Origin of the sequence: Glutamicibacter sp. AOP5-A2-18 (assembly GCF_052446055.1) — a bacterium.
In the GTDB taxonomy this organism is placed as follows: Bacteria; Actinomycetota; Actinomycetes; order Actinomycetales; family Micrococcaceae; genus Glutamicibacter.
Map to the genome: position 1 here is coordinate 43448 of NZ_JBQSVW010000002.1, position 16747 is coordinate 60194.

Below are 16747 nucleotides of genomic sequence, written 5' to 3' on the forward strand. Positions count from 1 at the left end.
TCACTCCCCGGCGGCACGAGCTCGCGCGGAGCGTAAGAGAAGATGCGTCTGGCCTCGGGCTGTGGTCACGCTTTCGCTGTCGATCGCGAAGACTTCGAGAACCCGAGACTTCGTCAGCACGGCGTCGGGGTGTCCGTGTGCGCGCAACTGCCCCTCGGCGAGGAGGAGCATGTCGTCCGTGTAGCGGATCGCGAGGTCGAGGTCGTGGAGGGCGCAGAGGACCGTTACCCGAAGGTCTTGCAGGAGCTCCATGAGGGCGAATCTGTGCTGGACGTCGAGGTGGTTCGTGGGCTCGTCCAGCACCAGCAGAGTGGGGTCGTGACGGAGGGCTCGTGCGAGAAGTGCGCGTTGCAGTTGTCCGCCGGAGAGAGCCGCGACTGGTTCGGTCGCGAGTTCGTCGAGTCCGACGCGCGCCAGGGTGCGATTGACCTGGTGCGTGGAGAGTTTCTGAGGGCCCAGAGCGACGAGTTCGGTCACGGTGACGTCGGGAAGGGGCCCCGTGTGTTGCCGGAGAACTCCGATCTTCCGAGCCCTGTCGCGAGCGCGCATCGTGCTGATGTCTTCACCGTCGACCGTGACGGTGCCGGTGAAGGCCGGATGGTATCCGGTAAGGAGGCTCAGGAGAGTTGACTTGCCGCATCCGTTGGGTCCGACGACGGCGACGATCTCACCCGCTGCGATTGTGGCGCTGACGTTGTCGAGCGCGCGCCGTGGTCCGTAGTTCACGGACACGGCGTTGAAAGCCACTTCGGATGGCGTCGTATGCGATGAGCTCATGAGAGGGCCATGGCGCGATTCTTGCGCATGAGGAGGATGAAGATTGGCACGCCGATCGCCGCGGTGAAGATCCCGACTGGAAGCTCTGACGATGCTAGCACGGTGCGCGCGGCGAGGTCCGCCGAGCTGAGCAGGATCGCCCCCAGCAACGCAGACACGGGAATGACGCGCTTGTGCATACCGCCCACGAGGAGACGGGCGATGTGCGGCACGATGAGGCCCACGAAGCCGATAGTCCCCGAGACGGCGACTGCGGCGCCGGTCATCAGGGAAGCGAGAGCGAAGACGAGCACCCGGGAACGCCCCGGATGCACCCCTGACGCGGCCGCTTGAGCGTCTCCGAGGCCGAGGAGGTCAAGGCGCCCGCTAGACATTGCGACGAGAACGATCGCGACGATGATCACGGGGCCGATGACGAGCAGCAGTCGCCATTGGGCGCCTGCCAGACTCCCGAGAAGCCAGAACATCACCTGCTGAGTGGCATCGGAATTCCCGGATCGGATGAGGAGAAAGGACATCACCCCTCCGAGAAGTTGACCGATCGCGACTCCGGACAGCACCAGTCGGCCTGCGGACATCCCCCAGCGTGAGGTCGCTGTGGCCGCGACGATGATTCCGGTCGCAGCGGCACCGACGAAAGAGGCGACCGGGAGCAACAGCACTCCGAAGGTGGTAACACCGACGGAAGTGATGACCAGGACCGCCGCGACCCCGGCTCCGGAAGACAGGCCGAGGACGTAGGGGTCGGCGATGGGGTTGCGGACGAGGACCTGTGCGCACGCTCCGGCGACTGCCAGGGCGGCGCCGACCACTGCGGCCTGCAACACGCGCGGCATGCGTAGTTCCCAGACGATGAAATCCAGGGAGCCAAGCTCGGGTTTTCCCGCCACGCGCCCGGAGATGACCTCGATCACCTCTCCGGGGGCGATCGATACCGCGCCGACACCGACGCTGATCACCATCACTGTCAGAAGCAGGAAGAGGAGCCCGATGAGGATGGCGGTCAGAGGGATGGCGCGCAGGGCCCCGGTTCGGCGTCTGCGCGTCTCCTCAGGAAGCATTCGCGACCGCATCCGCGATGATCTGGACGGCGTCCGCATTCAGCAGGCTCGGTGACAGGAGGATGCGCTGCGGCACCACGACGACGTTCTCGTTCTTGACGGCGTCGGTCTCGGCCAACAGCGGGCTGGCCATGATGGCCGCCTTCAGGTCCTCATCGCTGGAATCCGCGAAACCGGACACCACCACGATCACAGCCGGGTTGGCCTCTGTCACCGCCTCCGCAGACAAGCTTGCGAAGTCCTGGAGCTGGTCACGGGCGATGTTGGTACCGCCGGCCAAGGTGATGATGCCGTTCGCTAGCCTTGATCCGCCGTTGGTGTTGATGCCCGCGCCAGCGTCGGGCACGGAGGACAAGCTGAGCACGGGCACGTCTGCGTCCCGCGAGGCCGCCGTCGCGTCTGAGACCTGAGTACGAATCCGGTCGATCAGCTCCTCGCCACGCTCGGTAACGTCGAATGCATCGGAGAGCGCGCTTATATACCTGTACGTCTCATCGATGTTGTCCACCGGGACATCCTGCACCGCGCCGCAGGCGGACAGGGCGGCAGATCCCGCGGACTCCAGCTGATCGACAGACGCGGTGCCGTCGAAACCGCCGAACTCGTACTGCGAGATTCCCGTGACCAGGTCCGGGTCGGAGGCGATCACTGCCTCAGCTGACCCCTGTCCGTCGTCAAGAACGGGCACTGCGTCGAGTTGAGCGCGGATGTCTCCGGAGAAGTCGGTCTTGAAGTCTGGAGCCGCAGTGCCCACAACCGTGTCGCCGAGTCCGAGTTCGATGAGAAAGGCCGCCGCTCCGGCGTCCATGGTCACAACGCGCTCGGGGACGGATTCGAGTGAGACAACCGCCGGGCATGTGGGGTCGGTAACGACGTCGGCGGCGCCGGTGGGAGAAGCCGAGGAGCCGGCGGAGTGCCCGCTGTGGTCGGAATGGTCCATCGACCCGCCACCGCATCCCGCGAGGGCGGCGATCGTCAGGGTGGCGAGGAAAGCAGAGGGGAGGATGCGTCGCGAAGTCACCCCTTAACTCTACATCATGTAGAGATAACGGCCTCGCCGCGAGCTTCTGGATGCCACGGGTACTCCATCACGCTGCAGATTCGGTGAGCGACGGCGCGGGAGTCGAACCGATCTACGAGGTGCAGGGCCATGTCGATTCCGGCCGACACGCCGGCGCTCGTGACGACATCGCCAGAGTCGACCCATCGTTCGCCCGACGAGATGCGCGCTGACGGGTGGGACTTCTGGAGCTGGCCGCGGGCCATCCAGTGGGTCGTCGCATTGATCCCGTCGAGAAGGCCAGCAGCGCCGAGCACCTGGGCGCCAGTGCACACGGACGCCATCGTTGCTCCCTGTTCAGCGAGGCGCGAGATCCGCCCGACCTGTTCGAGATCCCCCGCGAGGATGTCGGCACCGCGACCACCCGGGACTATAAGAAGATCGATGGGGCGGTCGCCAAGGCTACCGTCGACATCGACGGTGAGCCCCTTCGCGCAACGGACCGACTTGCCGTCCAAACTCACCGCACGCACGTCGACGCGTCGGTCACCAAGCTCCGCCCAGAAGCGGAGCACTTCCCAGGGACCGATTGCATCGAGTTCCTCGGCCCCGTCGAAGAAAAGCACGTCGACTGCGAGGTCGGGCGCGTTCGTAGTCGAACCGAGGAAGCTCATCGCATCAACACGAGCGAGTGCGAATGCGCCGCCGGCGTGTAGTACGCCCTCGACCTCGCCGTCCGTGAGCTCACGGTCGGCGACCACGCTCACCGTGGATACGCCACCCTCGACGAGATCGATGTTCACCTCTTTGACGCCGCGCACAGCAATCAACTGCGCGGTGACCGTCTCGACACAACCGTGACAGGTCAAGCCCGTCACCGGGGAGCTCCATGTGTTCGTGCTCATTTTCAACCTTCCGTTAGCTTCGGATGCGACTGCCGTCTCCCAGCCGCACGCGTTCCCTTTCAATCGGGACTGCCGCATGATCAGGTGACAGTTTGACATGACCTATGGCTCGGTTTCCAGTTGACGTCGCTAGTCGATGGTCTTCATGGAAGGCTCTTCGCATGCCACGCCCGTACCCTCCCGAGTTCCGTGCCCGTGCCATCGCTCTGGTCCGCGAGGGCCGCCAGGTCAAGCAGACCGCACTGGACCTGGGCATCCACGAGGTCACCCTCCACAACTGGCTGCGACAGGACGATATCGACCTCGGCCGCCGGCCGGGACTAAGCAGTCAGGAATCTGCCGAGCTCCGCGCGGCGCGCGGCCGTGTCCGCCAGCTCGAGCAGGAGATCGCGATCCTCCGCCGGGCCGCGACGTGGCTCGACGAGGAGGGAGGAGTTGCCCCAAAAGGGCGCACCCGGTGATCGACCGACTCGTCGACGCCGGGGCACCCACAAGCACCTGCTGCCGCCTACTGGGCGTCTCCCGTCAGGGCTACTACCGGTACCGAAAGCGCCCGACCAGTGCCACTGAGCTGCGCCGCCGCTGGCTGACCGGCCTGATCCGGGAGATCCACGTCGCCTCCCGCGGCACCTACGGCTACCGCCGCATCCACACCGAGCTCACCATCGGAATGAACATTCCGTGTTCCAGCCGGCTCATCTCCGTCCTCATGACTCGCGCCGGAATCGGTGGCCTTCCAGGCCCAGCCAGAATCAAGCGACTCAAGGGGGTCGCCACAGCGGACGACCTGGTCAACCGCAAGTTCCACCGTCTCGCGCTGAACGAGCTGTGGGTCACGGACATCACCGAGCATCCCACCCGGGAGGGCAAGATCTACTGCGCCGCCGTGCTGGATGCTTGCAGCCGCAAGATCATCGGCTGGGCTATCGACTCCAAACAGGACTCCACCCTGGTCGTGAACGCTCTGGACATGGCAATCCGTGCACGTCAGCCAGGGCCCGGAGGGATCGTTCATGCGGATCACGGAGTCCAGTTCACCTCCTGGGTCTTCACTCAGAAGATCCGTTCAGCGGGACTGCTGCCGTCGTTCGGGACCGTCGGCGATGGCCTCGACAATGCGATGATGGAGTCGTTCTGGTCGACGATGCAGATCGAGCTGCTGAACCGGAAGAAGTGGAAGACGCGCATCGAGCTCGCGAACGCGATCTTCGAGTACATCGAGGTGTTCTACAACCGTCGTCGCCGGCACTCCTCCCTCGAGTACGCGACACCCCACGACTACGACCTCGCCCGCACCCCGCGGGCACTCACCACCATCGGAAGCTAGCGACCAAGAGTGGAAACCTAACCGTAGGGCAGGTCAGTTGTGGTGTCAGGCCGCGAGGCTCACGGCCGGTTTCATGATGGTCTCGTATTCGATGGGGGTCAATCGGCCCAGGCGGGCCTGTCGGCGGCGGCGGTGATAGGTCCGCTCGATCCAGGTGATGATCGCGATCCGGAGCTCGTCTCGGGTCCGCCAGCGCTTGCGGTCCAGGACGTTCTTCTGGAGCAGCGAGAAGAAGGACTCCATCGCGGCGTTGTCCCCGGCGGCACCGACTTGCCCCATCGATCCGATGAGGTGGTGACGGGTCAGGGCGTGCACAAACTTCCGTGATCGGAACTGGGATCCGCGGTCCGAGTGGACGATGCAGCCAGCGGCATCTCGACGCCTGGATATCGGGCTCTTCGCAGTTGACGGTGTAGTCGGGGGTGGGCGGCTGGTTCGTGGATAGACGTCGAGGTCTTCCAAGATGGAAGTTCCTACACTGCTCATCCGCCGGAAGACCTCGACTTGCACCACGCTACCTTCGCCGCGCCCGACCTGACCACGTTCTGCCGTCTCGACGAGCTCGGCCTCGAGGCCGTTGGGCAGCGTCTCGAGCCAGATCGGGCGGTGATCGAGTGCCGCGTCGTCGAGGACGACCCGTGGTGTCGGAAGTGCGGCGCCGAGGGCGCGCCACGGGACACGGTGACGCGCCCGCTGGCGCATGAACCGTTCGGGCACCGGCCGACGACGCTGCTAATCCGGGTGCGCCGCTACCGGTGCGTGTCCTGCCGCCGCACCTGGCGGCAGGACACGTCGAAGGCGGCCGCGCCCCGGGCGAAGATCTCCCGCGGCGGGATCGGGTGGGCACTCACTGCGATCGTGGTCGACCACCTCACCGTCTCGCGCGCCGCCGCCGGTCTCGGGGTGTCGTGGCACACCGCGAACACCGCGATCCTCGCCGAAGGCAAGCGGCGCCTCATCGACGACCCGGCCCGGTTCGACGGGGTCACCACGATCGGCGTCGACGAGCACGTCTGGCGACACACCCGATTCGGCGACAAGTACGTCACCGTGATCATCGACCTCACGCCCGCCCGCGAGAAGACCGGCCCCGCGCGCTTGCTGGACATGATCGAAGGCCGCTCCAAGTCCGTCTTCAAGCAGTGGCTCGCGGGCCGCCCGAAGCAGTGGCGCGACGGGATCGAGGTGGTCGCGATGGACGGGTTCAGCGGGTTCAAGACCGCCGCCGCGGAAGAGCTCCCCGACGCGGTTGCGGTGATGGACCCAATCCATGCCGTCCGTCTCGCTGGCGACGCGCTGGATGCCTGCCGGCGCCGGGTCCAGCAGGACACCACCGGGCACCGCGGGATGAAGGGCGACCCGCTCTACAAGGCCCGCCGCACCCTCCACACCGGCGCGAGCCTGCTCACCGACAAGCAGCGGGCACGCCTGAACGCGGTGTTCGCGAGCGAGGAGCATGTCGAGGTCGAGGCGACCTGGGGCATCTACCAGCGCATCGTCGCCGCCTACCGGGAACCCGACAAGAAGAAGGCCAGGCAGGCCATGCAGGCGGTGATCGCCACGATCACCACCGGGGTTCCCGCGGCGCTCGTGGAGATCCGCAAGCTCGGCCGCACCATGAAGCAACGCGCCGCCGACATCCTCGCGTTCTTCGACCGGCCCGGCACCAGCAACGGCCCGACCGAGGCGATCAACGGCCGCCTCGAACACCTCCGCGGCTCCGCGCTCGGCTTCCGCAACCTCACCCACTACATCGCCAGGTCGCTGCTCGAAGCCGGAGGGTTCAGACCTCACCTACACCCTTGATTCCGAAGAGCCGCGAAAGCCAAAGCGAAGATGGAGAAGCTCATCACCGCGCTGAGCAAGCGCGTCCCGGACGCCTTGCCCGAGCTGGCCAAGCTCGGCCGAACACTGACGAAACGGGCTCTTCACAGATGAGGGTGTAGCGCGTAGTCAAGGATCGAACGGCGTGGCGCTGCCCGGGTAGGCATCGAGGCCTTCCGATGATGGAAGTTCTCACACTGCCCATCTGGAAGACCTCGACGTGCCTGACGCTACCTTCACCGACCCTGACCTGACCATGTTCTGCCGCTTGAATGAGCTCGGCCTTGAGGCCACCGGTCAGCGCCTCGAGCCCGCCGGTGCGGTCCTGGCCTGTCGAGTCGTCGAACCCGACCGCTGGTGCCGACGCTGTGGCTGTGAAGGAACCGCGCGCGGCACGGTTGTCCGCCGGCTGGCCCACGAGCCGTTGGGGTGGCGTCCGACGACGTTGGAGGTCACGGTCCGCCGCTACCGGTGCACCGGCTGCGGCCACGTGTGGCGCCAAGACACGTCTTTGGCGGCCGAGCCACGCGCGAAGCTCTCCCGGCGAGGGCTGGCGTGGGCGCTGGAGGGCATCGTCATCGCCCACCTGACGGTCGCGCGGGTCGCTGAGGGGCTCGGGGTTGCGTGGAACACCGCCAACGATGCCGTCCTGGCCCAGGGCACACGCGTCCTGATCGAGGACCCGAACCGCTTCGACGGCGTCCGCGTGCTCGGCGTCGACGAGCACGTCTGGCGGCTCCAAGCGAGTCTTCAAGGAGTGGCTCGCCGCTCGCCCTCAGGCATGGCGTGAGGCCATCGAAGTCGTCGCGATGGATGGCTTCACCGGGTTCAAGAGCGCCACCGCCGAGGAACTGCCCGACGCGGCTGCGGTGATGGATCCCTTCCACGTCGTGCGCCTTGCCGGTGATGCCCTCGACCAGTGCCGACGCCGAGTCCAGCAGGAACTGCACGGGCACCGCGGCCGCAAAGACGACCCGCTCTACCGTGCGCGTAGAACGTTGCACACCGGCGCGGGCCTGCTCACCGACAAGCAGCAGACCCGCCTGCAGGAGCTGTTCGTGCTCGAGGAGCACGTGCCCGTCGAGGCGACCTGGGGGATCTACCAGCGGATGATCGCGGCCTACCGCGAGAAGGACCGATCCCTCGGCCGCGCGGCGATGGAGGCGCTCATCGACGCCGTCAGCCAAGACGTCCCCGCCGGGCTGGACGAGTTGCGCAAGCTCGGTCGGACCCTGAAGGCTCGCGCCACCGACGTGCTGGCCTACTTCGAGCGGCCTGGCACCAGCAATGGCCCCACAGAGGCGATCAACGGACGCCTGGAGCACCTGCGCGGCTCGGCCCTGGGCTTCCGCAACCTGACCAACTACATCGCCAGATCCCTGCTCGAGTCCGGCGGATTCAGACCTCAACTACACCCTCATCTGTGAAGAGCCGCATAAGGTTTCTTCCGCACGAGTCATTGAGAAGTCTTTAGCCGGAACTGTACTCGGGAACCCCCTTTCCCCGCTCATAAGCTCGGCCACGGTACTAGAGCACGACCAACCAACTCCTAAAAATCAGGATTTTAATTGGTCCCTAGCTCACTTTGACGAGATCGGCGTTGACGGGCTGCAAGCGTGGGCTGGGAAATATGCGCAATGGGGACCAAAGTTCATTTTTCCTGCGGTCAGCATCTTTTCACGCGATAACGTCTTTGCCGAAGAAAAAGTCAACACTTTGTCGATGACCGTCGAAGCAGCCGGAACGCTTTTAGGCAGACAACTTGGGGAAGAAATTACTTACAAGCCTGGCAAAAAGCCAGGTCCCTCGACGTCAACGTATGTCTACCGTTGCTTAGCAGTGCTAAACGTCTATTGGAATGAGATTGCCCCGAACTGTGTAGGTCTTGCCCGTGGACTTGCTAAAACCTATAACGCAACAAAGCACTACAACAAAGGGAAGTATCCAGAACAGGAAGTGATCGTGCTTTCCAGCAAAGTCTTGGAATATCTCGTTCGGCTGATAGCCCTGTACTTAGTTGATACCAAAGGCCACCTACTCGATAAATACAGAAAGGCACCAGGACTTCTTCGGCTAGGCGGCTGGCACCGACACCTCGCGATTTCGTTCGATGAAAACGGAACAGCGATTCCGTATAACCCTAGTGTTTGATCTTTCGAATTCGAGCGTGTCACACCTCGCTTAACCCTAGGCCTAAGGGGTAGGGTGAAGCTATGAACGTAAAAAGGCGACCACGCGGCTCTATGAAAGAGCCTGTATCTGTGGGATGGGAAATTGACCGCCCGGTCAAAGACCATTTTGCTGCTCTGGCAAAAAAAGCGGGGTATACCAACTCCGCGTTTCTTGAGCTGATGATGCGTTCTGTAGAGCTAGACAAAGACGGAAAGCCAACTTGGATTCCGCCACAAGACACCGAGGGGCAGCTGCCTATCGATAAGCCATAAACGGAAAAGGCCGCGCTGAGCGCGACCTTTTCTAAGAATCCGAATCTGATCTGCCATAACTTTGGCGAGTCTCGCAGACCAGATTGACCAGAAGCTTCCGGTTACCAGCCGGACGCTCCCTTCAGTACATTCCAAAACCAGAAATGCCTATATGTCTATAGTAGCGCCTTCACGCATCCAATCAAGCACCAGCAGTCCGGAAACGGGGCCGCAAGACGCGATACAAGCCACAACGACGCGTCACTGCACCCGCCCGGCAGACGGCCGCGTAGCAGCGATCCTGGCCCATACAGCCCAGGGGCACCGCCCGTTTATCAAGGCAGAAACCCCAGAAGGATTCACTGCCAAGGGGAAAAGCCAGTTCAATGCGGCCAAAGAAGCAATGGCCACTAAACACGCCCACACCCCCGCTCCCCTGCATATCAAGCGTGTCTCACGCGCCCAGGAAACCTCTCCCCGCGCGATTGCCTGGGCAATTCCGACCGGCAGCAAGAAAATCGAACACACCGCCCAAGCCTGGCGCGCCACAAGATCCCTGGACGAGCTGCTGTGCCGCCGCAAAGACTGCAAACGCAACATTCTGGCCGTGCTCTGGGTACTGCTTCGCTACACCGACCACGACAGCATGACGGTGCGTATCACCTGGGACACCATCGCCACCAAAGCACGCGTATCCCGCGCCACCGTAGGCAACGCCCTGAAATTCCTGCGAACCCACGGCATCCTCGGCATCGTCGCCTCCGGCCGCAGCGCCGAATACGCCGCCAAAGCTGGCCAACCAGCCACCAACGAAGCCCCCGTCTACGTCATCACCCGCCCCATCGGCCTCGGACTACGCCCCCAAGACGCCAAAGACACCACCACAACCCGACCAACCCCCCACCCCCCCAACCACACGACCTGTGGAAATAACTTAGAACCCCTCCCCGTAGGGGGGTTAACCACTTACGAAGTAAGTTCCTACACGCGCACGCGCGAAGAAAACACTCATAATGAGCCGCTACGCGGCACTGAAAAACTTTTTGGGCACGGCTCCGCCGTGCGAACTCACCACAGCGATCATCGACCAGTTGAGCTGTGGCCAGCTCACAGAACGATCAGCTCTAGAGGACAGGGGCTATCGGCTGCCGCTGAAATCTTGCGTCGGATGCCAGATTTTGCCCGTTTTTCCAAGAAAAACGTGCTCAACATGTTCAAACCCTTCTTCTCCAACGGATGGACAATCTCAGATATCCAGCACGCCTTGGAATGGCGCACCACCCCAGGCCTGCACGGCAAAGAAGCCTGGGGAGCACTGCCCCAGCACAACCGTGACACTCAGTCCTACATCGACTACTGCCGGATCTTGCGCGCAGCGATCCTGCACCGCATGAACCAATGGCGCACCCCCACCGGAGAAATCATGCTCAGCCGATCCCAACGAGCAGCAGCCGCCAGCAACCACGCACGCGCCGCCGCCCGCGCCGCCGCCGAACGCCGCGCCCAGCAAGCCGCGCAGCGCCCGCAACTGCGCAGCACCGCTTCCCGAGGTGCCACAGCCGCACGCGCCGCCCTGGCTGCCGCACGCCGAACCGGGGCATGTTCCTAGCCTCCTGCCCACATGGGCACGACAAAAGCTCAACCGCAAGCGGCTTTTCTCGCACACATGATGGACAGCAGGAACCAAACGACCGACCGCACACAAGCCACACGTTTAGTACTCGAGTTTGCACACGACACGCGAGCATGACATGTGCACGGATCTCTGACCAGGCACCACTCACCAGAAAACAGCGAAACCCAAACTGTCCGACGATACACCTAGACTTGCCATATGCCCGAAGGAGAAGCAATGACCCCCTACGCAGCAGACGAAGCCGCCCTAAAAATGCGCGAGCAACGCTGATCCCCATCCTGCTGATCCTGGGCGTGATCGTCTCAGGATCGCTCACAGTACTTTTTGGAATCGCACTAGCAGCAGTAATCATGGCTGTAGCCTGCTTGATGCGTATCATCTGGCAGACAGCGCACTTCCAGGGCTACAAAAACACGACCGAAAACCGAACACTCACAATCCTGGGATACAGCGCAGTTCCCATCGTGCTTATTGCGCTCATACTCAACATCTTCATCTAACCAGCACACCAAAAAGGGCCGGCTACATTAGCCGGCCCTTTTTCGCGCATCTACGCCACGTCTCGCACAGTCCAGGAACCATCCCGAGGATGCTCCACCAGATCCCATGCCAGCAGATCCGAACGGGGATTAGCCCCTAACCGCACCTGCACCCTCCACACCGCAAAATCAATAGGATCAGCAGCCCCCTTCTTGATTTTGAACGAGTGGTCTTCCCACCAGTTCACCCGCTCAAAATGACGGCTCGGCTCGACCGCGACCTGCCAGACACGGCCGCCGCGCCGAATCTTCCAAGGCACACCGGCCGCCGTAAAACGCACCTCAACAAATTCGTCAGACATAACGAGCCAAGGCTACGCCCTGGCACAGACAAAAGGACGGCCGCACGCGGCCGACCTATCCCCTACCCCACTCTTTCGTACCTCGTTCCTGGCGCTCCATCATGCCTGGCCGGCCGCTGCGCGCAAGGGCTACGCCCCGGCTCCTCCGAGATTTTCCGGGCGCGGTCGCAAGCTCCCTTATCCCGCCCAGAAATTCTCTCCCCCACCGCCCTACGGGTTGCACTACGCGGCCTTATGCCAGGAATGCTCCGCTTATCAGGAACGAGGTGATCAACCGAGCATCTCATTTAGCCCTAATAGTACTTTTGGAGGTACATCTCATGGCACGCAAGATCAAGAACACCAAGACCGCCGACCAACGCCGCGCCGAAGCCGAAGCAATGCAGGCAAAAATCGCTGAACAGGTCGAGCAGCTGCGCAACAGCGACGCATGGATTAACTACCTGAATTTCGCCCAGGCCTTCCACCGCTACAGCGTAGGAAACCTACTGCTGATCATGGCCCAGTGCCCAGGCGCTACCCACGTCGCCGGATACCGCACATGGCAGAACCTCGGCCGCCAGGTGCGTAAGGGAGAAACCGGCATCCGAATTTTCGGCGGCCGCAACGTCAAATGGACGGCAGAAGACGAGCAGACCGGAGAAGAAAAAGAGCACAGCGCGGTTCGATTCTTCCCCGTGAGCGTGTTCGACATGGCCCAGACGGATCTAATCGACCCAGAAGCCGAAGACCCTAGCACCATCGCCCACAAACTCACCGGCGACGACCCCCAGGGCATCACCCAGGCAGTCACAGACTATCTCACCGGCCAAGGCTGGACCGTCACCCGCGAGCCGATCAGCGGCAGCGCCAACGGCTACACCACCACGGACGGCAGCCGCCAGGTAGTCATCGACGCAGCACTAGCACCAGCACAGGCAGCCAAGACCGCACTACACGAAGCCGCCCACGTGATCCTACACAGCAGCGAAGACGAAGCCGCCGAATACATCGAGCACCGGGGCATCAAAGAAACCGAAGCCGAGAGCGTGGCCTACATCGTCGCCGGAATCCTCGGACTGGACACCAGCGTCTACAGCATCGGCTACGTGGCCGGATGGAGCCAAGGAGACACCGAAATGATCAAGGACACCGCCGCCCGAGTCCTCAAAGCAGCACACCAGCTAGCCGAAGCCATCACCGAGCCGGAGGAAATCAAAGAAGCCGCCTAAAAACTACCACTAATAGTACTATTACCGTTGCTTTCTAATAGCGGTAATAGTACTATTAGAGTTAGAAGGAAGAGTAAAGAGGAAGGAAACCCCATGAACAAGGCAATTTTCATCTACGACCAGCTAGCAGTATGCAGCCCCACCGAAGAGCACCACACCACCGCAATTCAGTTCCGGCAGGTGCTTGGTGTGAACGTGCTGGCATCACTCGGAGCCAGCGACCTCACCGCAGTGCCAGGAACTCACCAGCGCGGCGGCCTGCTGCTGACCGTCCGAGTGCTGCCAATGACCAAGCGCGGCACGCGCGGCACGCAGCCCCGCAAAATGGGCATCATGATCAGCCTGACCCCCGCCGATGAAATCGAGATTGAAGCCCGAGAAATCACGCGCGGCACAGAGCATGCAAAAATCGAGGGAGTCGGCATCGAGCAGCTACAACGCGCAACCCTGGCCATCGACTATGACGGCCCCGAAGTGCTCAACCCGCGCTACTGGACGAACTAACACCAAAAGTACTATTACCGCCGTCGGTGGTAATAGTACTATAAGAGTTACAGGAGAATGTCTAATGCTCACCATTGAACAGATCGAGAATGCGGCCGCCGAGGTGATCCGGGGGATCGCGCCGGAGTACCGAGCAGAGCTAGTCAAGGAAACGCGCAGGCGCTACTACGGCCCCGCCGATGATGCGGCGGCAGTAAGCGACCTCATGCAGAACATTGCAGCAGCTCGCCGCTATCCGACAACATGACGACACTAATAGTACTGTTACCGTTGCTTTTGACTAGCGGTAATAGTACTATTAGAGTTAGAAGGGAAGGAAGGGTCATGAGTTCCGAAATCACCGTTTACACCAAACCTTCATGCGTGCAGTGCAACGCCACCTACCGGGCGCTGGACAAGAAGGGGGTCAGCTACCGCAAGGTAGACATATCGACCGATGCGCAAGCTCTGGAGTACGTGCGCAGCCTGGGCTACATGCAAGCGCCTGTAGTCGTCACGGCCGACGATCAGTGGTCAGGCTTTAGGCCGGACAAGATCGAAGCCCTTGAACCGCAGTAAGTTTACCCAAAAGTTTCACAAAACCCCTTGTAACTCGCTAACTCCAACAGTACTATTAGAATTACAAGGTTCAATCAGCAGGAGGAAAAATGTCCCACATTACCCGCAGTGGAAACCTTGTCAAAACCCCCGAACTGCGCCAGGGCGAGAACGGAGCCTACACTTACGCACGTGTAGCAGTTACCGACCGCATCCGCACCAAGGACGGCTTCACCGATGGCCCAAGCATCTTCTATGACGTGCAGGTGAGCGGAGTTCAGGCCGAAGAACTGGTGGAATGCGCCCAGGCCTCCGGCAACGTGCGCGTGCTGTTCTCGGGGCGCTACCGCGTGACCGAGTTCAAGGGCGCACAGGGAACCACGATTCAGCACCAGGTGACGGCAGACGAAATCGGCATCAGCCTACGCAATCAGTCAGTGCGCGCAGGGAAGCGCAATGCGCAGCCAGCCGCCGTTGTCGATCCCCAGGGCGGCCCCAGCCAGCAGCGCGACACCCACACCTACGGCGAAAACTTGCAGGAACGCCAGCCAGAAAACCAGGACTTCTACACCCAGCCGCAGCAGAACGGCGGCGTGCAGAACCCCTATCTGAACAACACTGGAAACTAGCAGCAGTCGGCAAGTGCGGGACCGAGCGGCCCCGCACTTGCACCCCTAGTAGTACTATAAGACTTGTACCCCTAACAGTACTTTTAGAGTTGTTAGTACTGTTACCACTATTGGAGGTAAGAACGTGAGCGCAGAGATTATCGCCCTGGCCAACCAAAAAGGCGGCGTAGGAAAATCAACCACCACGGTTAACTTGGCGCGCGCAGCCGTTCGGCGTGGCTTGCGTGTCCTGGTCGTGGACCTGGACCCCCAAGGAAATCTAACTGACGCACTGGCGGCCGAGCCGGTGGCAGATGACCAGGTGGGCCTAGCTGACGTCCTGAGCGCCCGAGCGGACGAAATACTTTCAGATGTTATCGTGCCGTCAATCTGGGCAGGCGTGGACATTGCACCGACGGCAGGCGATACCCTGGCATCCGTAGGCGAGGAACTGATCACCACAGGGGCCGGCCGGGAATCAAAGCTGCGCAAGGCACTTGCGGAAGTGTCCGAGCGCTACGACCTAATTCTGGTGGACTGTGCCCCTAGTCTGGACCAGCTCACCATCAACGGCCTGACAGCGGCCCATAAGGTACTAATCGTTACGCAGTCCAAGAAGTGGAGCCTAGACGGCCTGGCTAAGCTGCTACGCACCATTGAGAGCGTGCGCGAGCACTATAACCCAGGTTTGAAGGTGGCCGGTGTCCTGGTGAACCAGCACGAAGGCCGCACTATCGCAGGGCAGACCTGGCTAGACGAGCTGCACGCCGCCGCCGAAGCGCGAAACTTTACGGTGCTTACCCCGCCAATCCCGAAGCGCGTAGTCATCGCAGATGCCACCGAAGCTTCAGTGGCCCTCGATGAATGGGGGAACGCCGAAGCTATGGAACTAAGCGCGATGTACGCCGATCACCTCACCATTATTCAAGGAGTCAAGTAGCTATGGCAGGCCGCCCAACAGCCCGAAAATCGAACCTGGCAGGAAGTAGCCCGGTCAAGCCCGTAGAAGCCGCAGCGGCCGCGCCAGCTGCCGCTACACCGCAGCAGGCAGAACCTAAGAAGGCCGCCAAAGCTGCCCCCGCAGCGCAGAAGCCAGCCGCCGAAGAACCGGCCAAAAAGCGCAAGTACCCACATAAAGTGTCGTTCTATCAGGACATGACCGACACTGACCGGGTGCGCGGAGCCATCCTGCACACGATGATTTCAGAGGGCAACCGCAACCTCTCGCAGTTCATTCACAAGGCAGTGATGAAAGAAGTAGAGCGCCTGGAAGCCGAATACAACGGCGGCAAGCCCTGGCCATCAGTCAAGGCCAACGATATGCCCCAGGGCGCAGCATCACACGGAGAAAAGGAAGACTAATGCGCAAAACCATCATCACGCTTGCATCAATTGTTACGGCCGTAGCTGCGCTCTATCTCGCATTTGCCTATACGGCCACGATTACCCTACTTGGCAATACTGACACGTCCGCAGTCCTAATCCAGAAGGGTTGTTCAGATTACACCGAGTTCGTGTTGAACCGGACCCACGAGGGAATGGACACCAAAACCATCGACAAGCTGTGGAACGAGCACGCAGCGCCAACGGTAGACCCGGACGACCGCTGGAACACCAACGATACATGCGGAACCGTCGAATCAATCGCGGCCTACGCTAAGACCAAATAGAGCAGGTTCAAACTGTAGGGCCACAGAAGGATACTACTGTCATGACTAACAAGAATGTTCAGGTCGAAGCTTTCCAAGAAGCAGCGGCCGCATTGAAAGCAGAACGCTACTGGGATCATTCATCGGTAGATTCCCAGATCGAATTTTTGAACGCTCTTAGCGACGTGGCGCGAGAAGTTGCTTACCAACTGGACCGGTACAAAGTTCTACAGCCTGAAGCGGTCAAGGCGTACCGAGCCGCTGCCGCCGAGCCGCTAGGCCCATCCTTCCAGGAAGACACGGCCGAGCTGCTTTTGATGGGATCGCTGCATAACCATATTCAGCAGCTCTACAAATCCGCTGTGCCAGGGTCAACCTTCTTAGACCGGCATGATGGGTAAAGCAACGCGAAATGCTATCGCGGCCAATAGAGCCGAAAGAAGA

The 16747-nt window shown here is 61.6% G+C and carries 19 protein-coding genes and 2 pseudogenes; 15 read left to right on the forward strand and 6 right to left on the reverse strand.

Annotated elements, in window-relative coordinates:
• From ACT3RW_RS17420 to ACT3RW_RS17435, 4 genes are read right to left on the reverse strand one after another with little or no spacing between them, the layout of a single operon-like run.
• A complete protein-coding gene (locus ACT3RW_RS17420; protein ID WP_013350323.1) occupies positions 1 to 777 on the reverse strand; it encodes an ABC transporter ATP-binding protein in 777 nt (258 codons plus the stop codon).
• The gene (locus ACT3RW_RS17425; protein ID WP_013350324.1) at positions 774 to 1838 is read right to left on the reverse strand and encodes a FecCD family ABC transporter permease; all 1065 of its coding nucleotides are present in this window, start codon (positions 1836 to 1838) and stop codon (positions 774 to 776) included. The genes ACT3RW_RS17420 and ACT3RW_RS17425 overlap by 4 nt, the downstream gene beginning before the upstream one ends.
• Positions 1828 to 2859 carry an ABC transporter substrate-binding protein gene (locus ACT3RW_RS17430; protein ID WP_013350325.1) on the reverse strand — a complete coding sequence of 344 codons (1032 nt, stop codon included), beginning with the start codon at positions 2857 to 2859 and terminating at the stop codon, positions 1828 to 1830. Before ACT3RW_RS17430 ends, ACT3RW_RS17425 begins: the two co-directional genes overlap by 11 nt.
• A 14-nt stretch (positions 2860 to 2873) precedes the next feature.
• Positions 2874 to 3743, reverse strand: coding sequence for a DJ-1/PfpI family protein (locus ACT3RW_RS17435; protein WP_226833574.1), 870 nt, complete (start codon positions 3741 to 3743; stop codon positions 2874 to 2876).
• Positions 3744 to 3904: 161 nt separating this feature from the next.
• Here ACT3RW_RS17435 and ACT3RW_RS17440 point away from each other — a divergent pair.
• Positions 3905 to 5070 (forward strand): IS3-like element ISAar24 family transposase gene (locus tag ACT3RW_RS17440; RefSeq protein ID WP_096253939.1). Its coding sequence is split into 2 segments (ribosomal slippage): positions 3905 to 4181 and positions 4181 to 5070, totalling 1167 coding nucleotides; the frame shifts between segments, so codons are not numbered across the junction.
• 45 nt (positions 5071 to 5115) lie between these two features.
• Here ACT3RW_RS17440 and ACT3RW_RS17445 read toward each other — a convergent pair.
• A pseudogene (locus tag ACT3RW_RS17445) lies at positions 5116 to 5433 on the reverse strand (integrase core domain-containing protein); the annotation flags it as partial.
• Between the two features lie 141 nt (positions 5434 to 5574).
• On the opposite strand from ACT3RW_RS17445, the gene ACT3RW_RS17450 reads away from it, so the two are divergent.
• From ACT3RW_RS17450 to ACT3RW_RS17470, 5 genes and pseudogenes are all read left to right on the forward strand, one after another.
• The gene (locus ACT3RW_RS17450; protein WP_013350329.1) at positions 5575 to 6876 is read left to right on the forward strand and encodes an ISL3-like element ISAar42 family transposase; all 1302 of its coding nucleotides are present in this window, start codon (positions 5575 to 5577) and stop codon (positions 6874 to 6876) included.
• A gap of 238 nt (positions 6877 to 7114) precedes the next feature.
• A pseudogene (locus tag ACT3RW_RS17455) lies at positions 7115 to 8321 on the forward strand (ISL3 family transposase).
• A 295-nt stretch (positions 8322 to 8616) separates the two neighbouring features.
• Positions 8617 to 9045 (forward strand): hypothetical protein, encoded by a 429-nt coding sequence (locus tag ACT3RW_RS17460; protein WP_041649115.1) that lies wholly within the window; start codon positions 8617 to 8619, stop codon positions 9043 to 9045.
• A 92-nt stretch (positions 9046 to 9137) separates the two neighbouring features.
• On the forward strand, positions 9138 to 9338 hold the full coding sequence (locus ACT3RW_RS17465) for a hypothetical protein (protein ID WP_049862679.1): 201 nt from the start codon (positions 9138 to 9140) through the stop codon (positions 9336 to 9338).
• Positions 9339 to 9489: 151 nt separating this feature from the next.
• The gene (locus tag ACT3RW_RS17470; RefSeq protein ID WP_444614673.1) at positions 9490 to 10926 is read left to right on the forward strand and encodes a hypothetical protein; all 1437 of its coding nucleotides are present in this window, start codon (positions 9490 to 9492) and stop codon (positions 10924 to 10926) included.
• A 577-nt stretch (positions 10927 to 11503) separates the two neighbouring features.
• On the opposite strand, the gene ACT3RW_RS17475 is transcribed toward ACT3RW_RS17470, so the two are convergent.
• Positions 11504 to 11794: a hypothetical protein gene (locus ACT3RW_RS17475; protein ID WP_096254245.1), complete on the reverse strand. Its 291-nt coding sequence runs from the start codon at positions 11792 to 11794 to the stop codon at positions 11504 to 11506.
• A gap of 320 nt (positions 11795 to 12114) precedes the next feature.
• Here ACT3RW_RS17475 and ACT3RW_RS17480 point away from each other — a divergent pair, with 320 nt between their 5' ends.
• From ACT3RW_RS17480 to ACT3RW_RS17520, 9 genes are all read left to right on the forward strand, one after another.
• On the forward strand, positions 12115 to 13005 hold the full coding sequence (locus ACT3RW_RS17480; RefSeq protein ID WP_096254244.1) for an ArdC-like ssDNA-binding domain-containing protein: 891 nt from the start codon (positions 12115 to 12117) through the stop codon (positions 13003 to 13005).
• Between the two features lie 93 nt (positions 13006 to 13098).
• On the forward strand, positions 13099 to 13509 hold the full coding sequence (locus ACT3RW_RS17485; protein WP_444614674.1) for a hypothetical protein: 411 nt from the start codon (positions 13099 to 13101) through the stop codon (positions 13507 to 13509).
• A gap of 64 nt (positions 13510 to 13573) precedes the next feature.
• On the forward strand, positions 13574 to 13756 hold the full coding sequence (locus ACT3RW_RS17490) for a hypothetical protein (RefSeq protein WP_096254242.1): 183 nt from the start codon (positions 13574 to 13576) through the stop codon (positions 13754 to 13756).
• Positions 13757 to 13833: 77 nt separating this feature from the next.
• Positions 13834 to 14067, forward strand: coding sequence for a glutaredoxin-like protein NrdH (gene nrdH / locus ACT3RW_RS17495; protein WP_096254241.1), 234 nt, complete (start codon positions 13834 to 13836; stop codon positions 14065 to 14067).
• 89 nt (positions 14068 to 14156) lie between these two features.
• Positions 14157 to 14675 (forward strand): single-stranded DNA-binding protein, encoded by a 519-nt coding sequence (locus tag ACT3RW_RS17500; protein ID WP_096254240.1) that lies wholly within the window; start codon positions 14157 to 14159, stop codon positions 14673 to 14675.
• A gap of 124 nt (positions 14676 to 14799) precedes the next feature.
• Positions 14800 to 15594, forward strand: coding sequence for a ParA family protein (locus ACT3RW_RS17505; protein WP_096254239.1), 795 nt, complete (start codon positions 14800 to 14802; stop codon positions 15592 to 15594).
• A gap of 2 nt (positions 15595 to 15596) precedes the next feature.
• Positions 15597 to 16016 (forward strand): ParB family protein, encoded by a 420-nt coding sequence (locus ACT3RW_RS17510; RefSeq protein WP_096254238.1) that lies wholly within the window; start codon positions 15597 to 15599, stop codon positions 16014 to 16016.
• A complete protein-coding gene (locus ACT3RW_RS17515) occupies positions 16016 to 16324 on the forward strand; it encodes a hypothetical protein (RefSeq protein WP_096254237.1) in 309 nt (102 codons plus the stop codon). Before ACT3RW_RS17510 ends, ACT3RW_RS17515 begins: the two co-directional genes overlap by 1 nt.
• 41 nt (positions 16325 to 16365) lie before the next feature.
• Positions 16366 to 16704, forward strand: a complete 339-nt coding sequence (locus ACT3RW_RS17520) for a hypothetical protein (RefSeq protein WP_096254236.1) — start codon at positions 16366 to 16368, stop codon at positions 16702 to 16704.
• Positions 16705 to 16747: the final 43 nt, after the last annotated feature.

Excerpts from the sequence above, each read along its gene's own strand:
- ACT3RW_RS17460 (WP_041649115.1), top strand. The coding sequence starts at position 8,617 with ATGACCGTCGAAGCAGCCGGAACGCTTTTAGGCAGACAACTTGGGGAA.
- ACT3RW_RS17425 (WP_013350324.1), bottom strand. The coding sequence starts at position 1,838 with ATGCTTCCTGAGGAGACGCGCAGACGCCGAACCGGGGCCCTGCGCGCC.
- ACT3RW_RS17485 (WP_444614674.1), top strand. The coding sequence starts at position 13,099 with ATGAACAAGGCAATTTTCATCTACGACCAGCTAGCAGTATGCAGCCCC.
- nrdH (WP_096254241.1), top strand. The coding sequence starts at position 13,834 with ATGAGTTCCGAAATCACCGTTTACACCAAACCTTCATGCGTGCAGTGC.
- ACT3RW_RS17490 (WP_096254242.1), top strand. The coding sequence starts at position 13,574 with ATGCTCACCATTGAACAGATCGAGAATGCGGCCGCCGAGGTGATCCGG.
- ACT3RW_RS17465 (WP_049862679.1), top strand. The coding sequence starts at position 9,138 with ATGAAAGAGCCTGTATCTGTGGGATGGGAAATTGACCGCCCGGTCAAA.
- ACT3RW_RS17520 (WP_096254236.1), top strand. The coding sequence starts at position 16,366 with ATGACTAACAAGAATGTTCAGGTCGAAGCTTTCCAAGAAGCAGCGGCC.
- ACT3RW_RS17470 (WP_444614673.1), top strand. The coding sequence starts at position 9,490 with ATGTCTATAGTAGCGCCTTCACGCATCCAATCAAGCACCAGCAGTCCG.
- ACT3RW_RS17480 (WP_096254244.1), top strand. The coding sequence starts at position 12,115 with ATGGCACGCAAGATCAAGAACACCAAGACCGCCGACCAACGCCGCGCC.
- ACT3RW_RS17420 (WP_013350323.1), bottom strand. The coding sequence starts at position 777 with ATGAGCTCATCGCATACGACGCCATCCGAAGTGGCTTTCAACGCCGTG.
- ACT3RW_RS17510 (WP_096254238.1), top strand. The coding sequence starts at position 15,597 with ATGGCAGGCCGCCCAACAGCCCGAAAATCGAACCTGGCAGGAAGTAGC.
- ACT3RW_RS17500 (WP_096254240.1), top strand. The coding sequence starts at position 14,157 with ATGTCCCACATTACCCGCAGTGGAAACCTTGTCAAAACCCCCGAACTG.
- ACT3RW_RS17435 (WP_226833574.1), bottom strand. The coding sequence starts at position 3,743 with ATGAGCACGAACACATGGAGCTCCCCGGTGACGGGCTTGACCTGTCAC.
- ACT3RW_RS17475 (WP_096254245.1), bottom strand. The coding sequence starts at position 11,794 with ATGTCTGACGAATTTGTTGAGGTGCGTTTTACGGCGGCCGGTGTGCCT.
- ACT3RW_RS17515 (WP_096254237.1), top strand. The coding sequence starts at position 16,016 with ATGCGCAAAACCATCATCACGCTTGCATCAATTGTTACGGCCGTAGCT.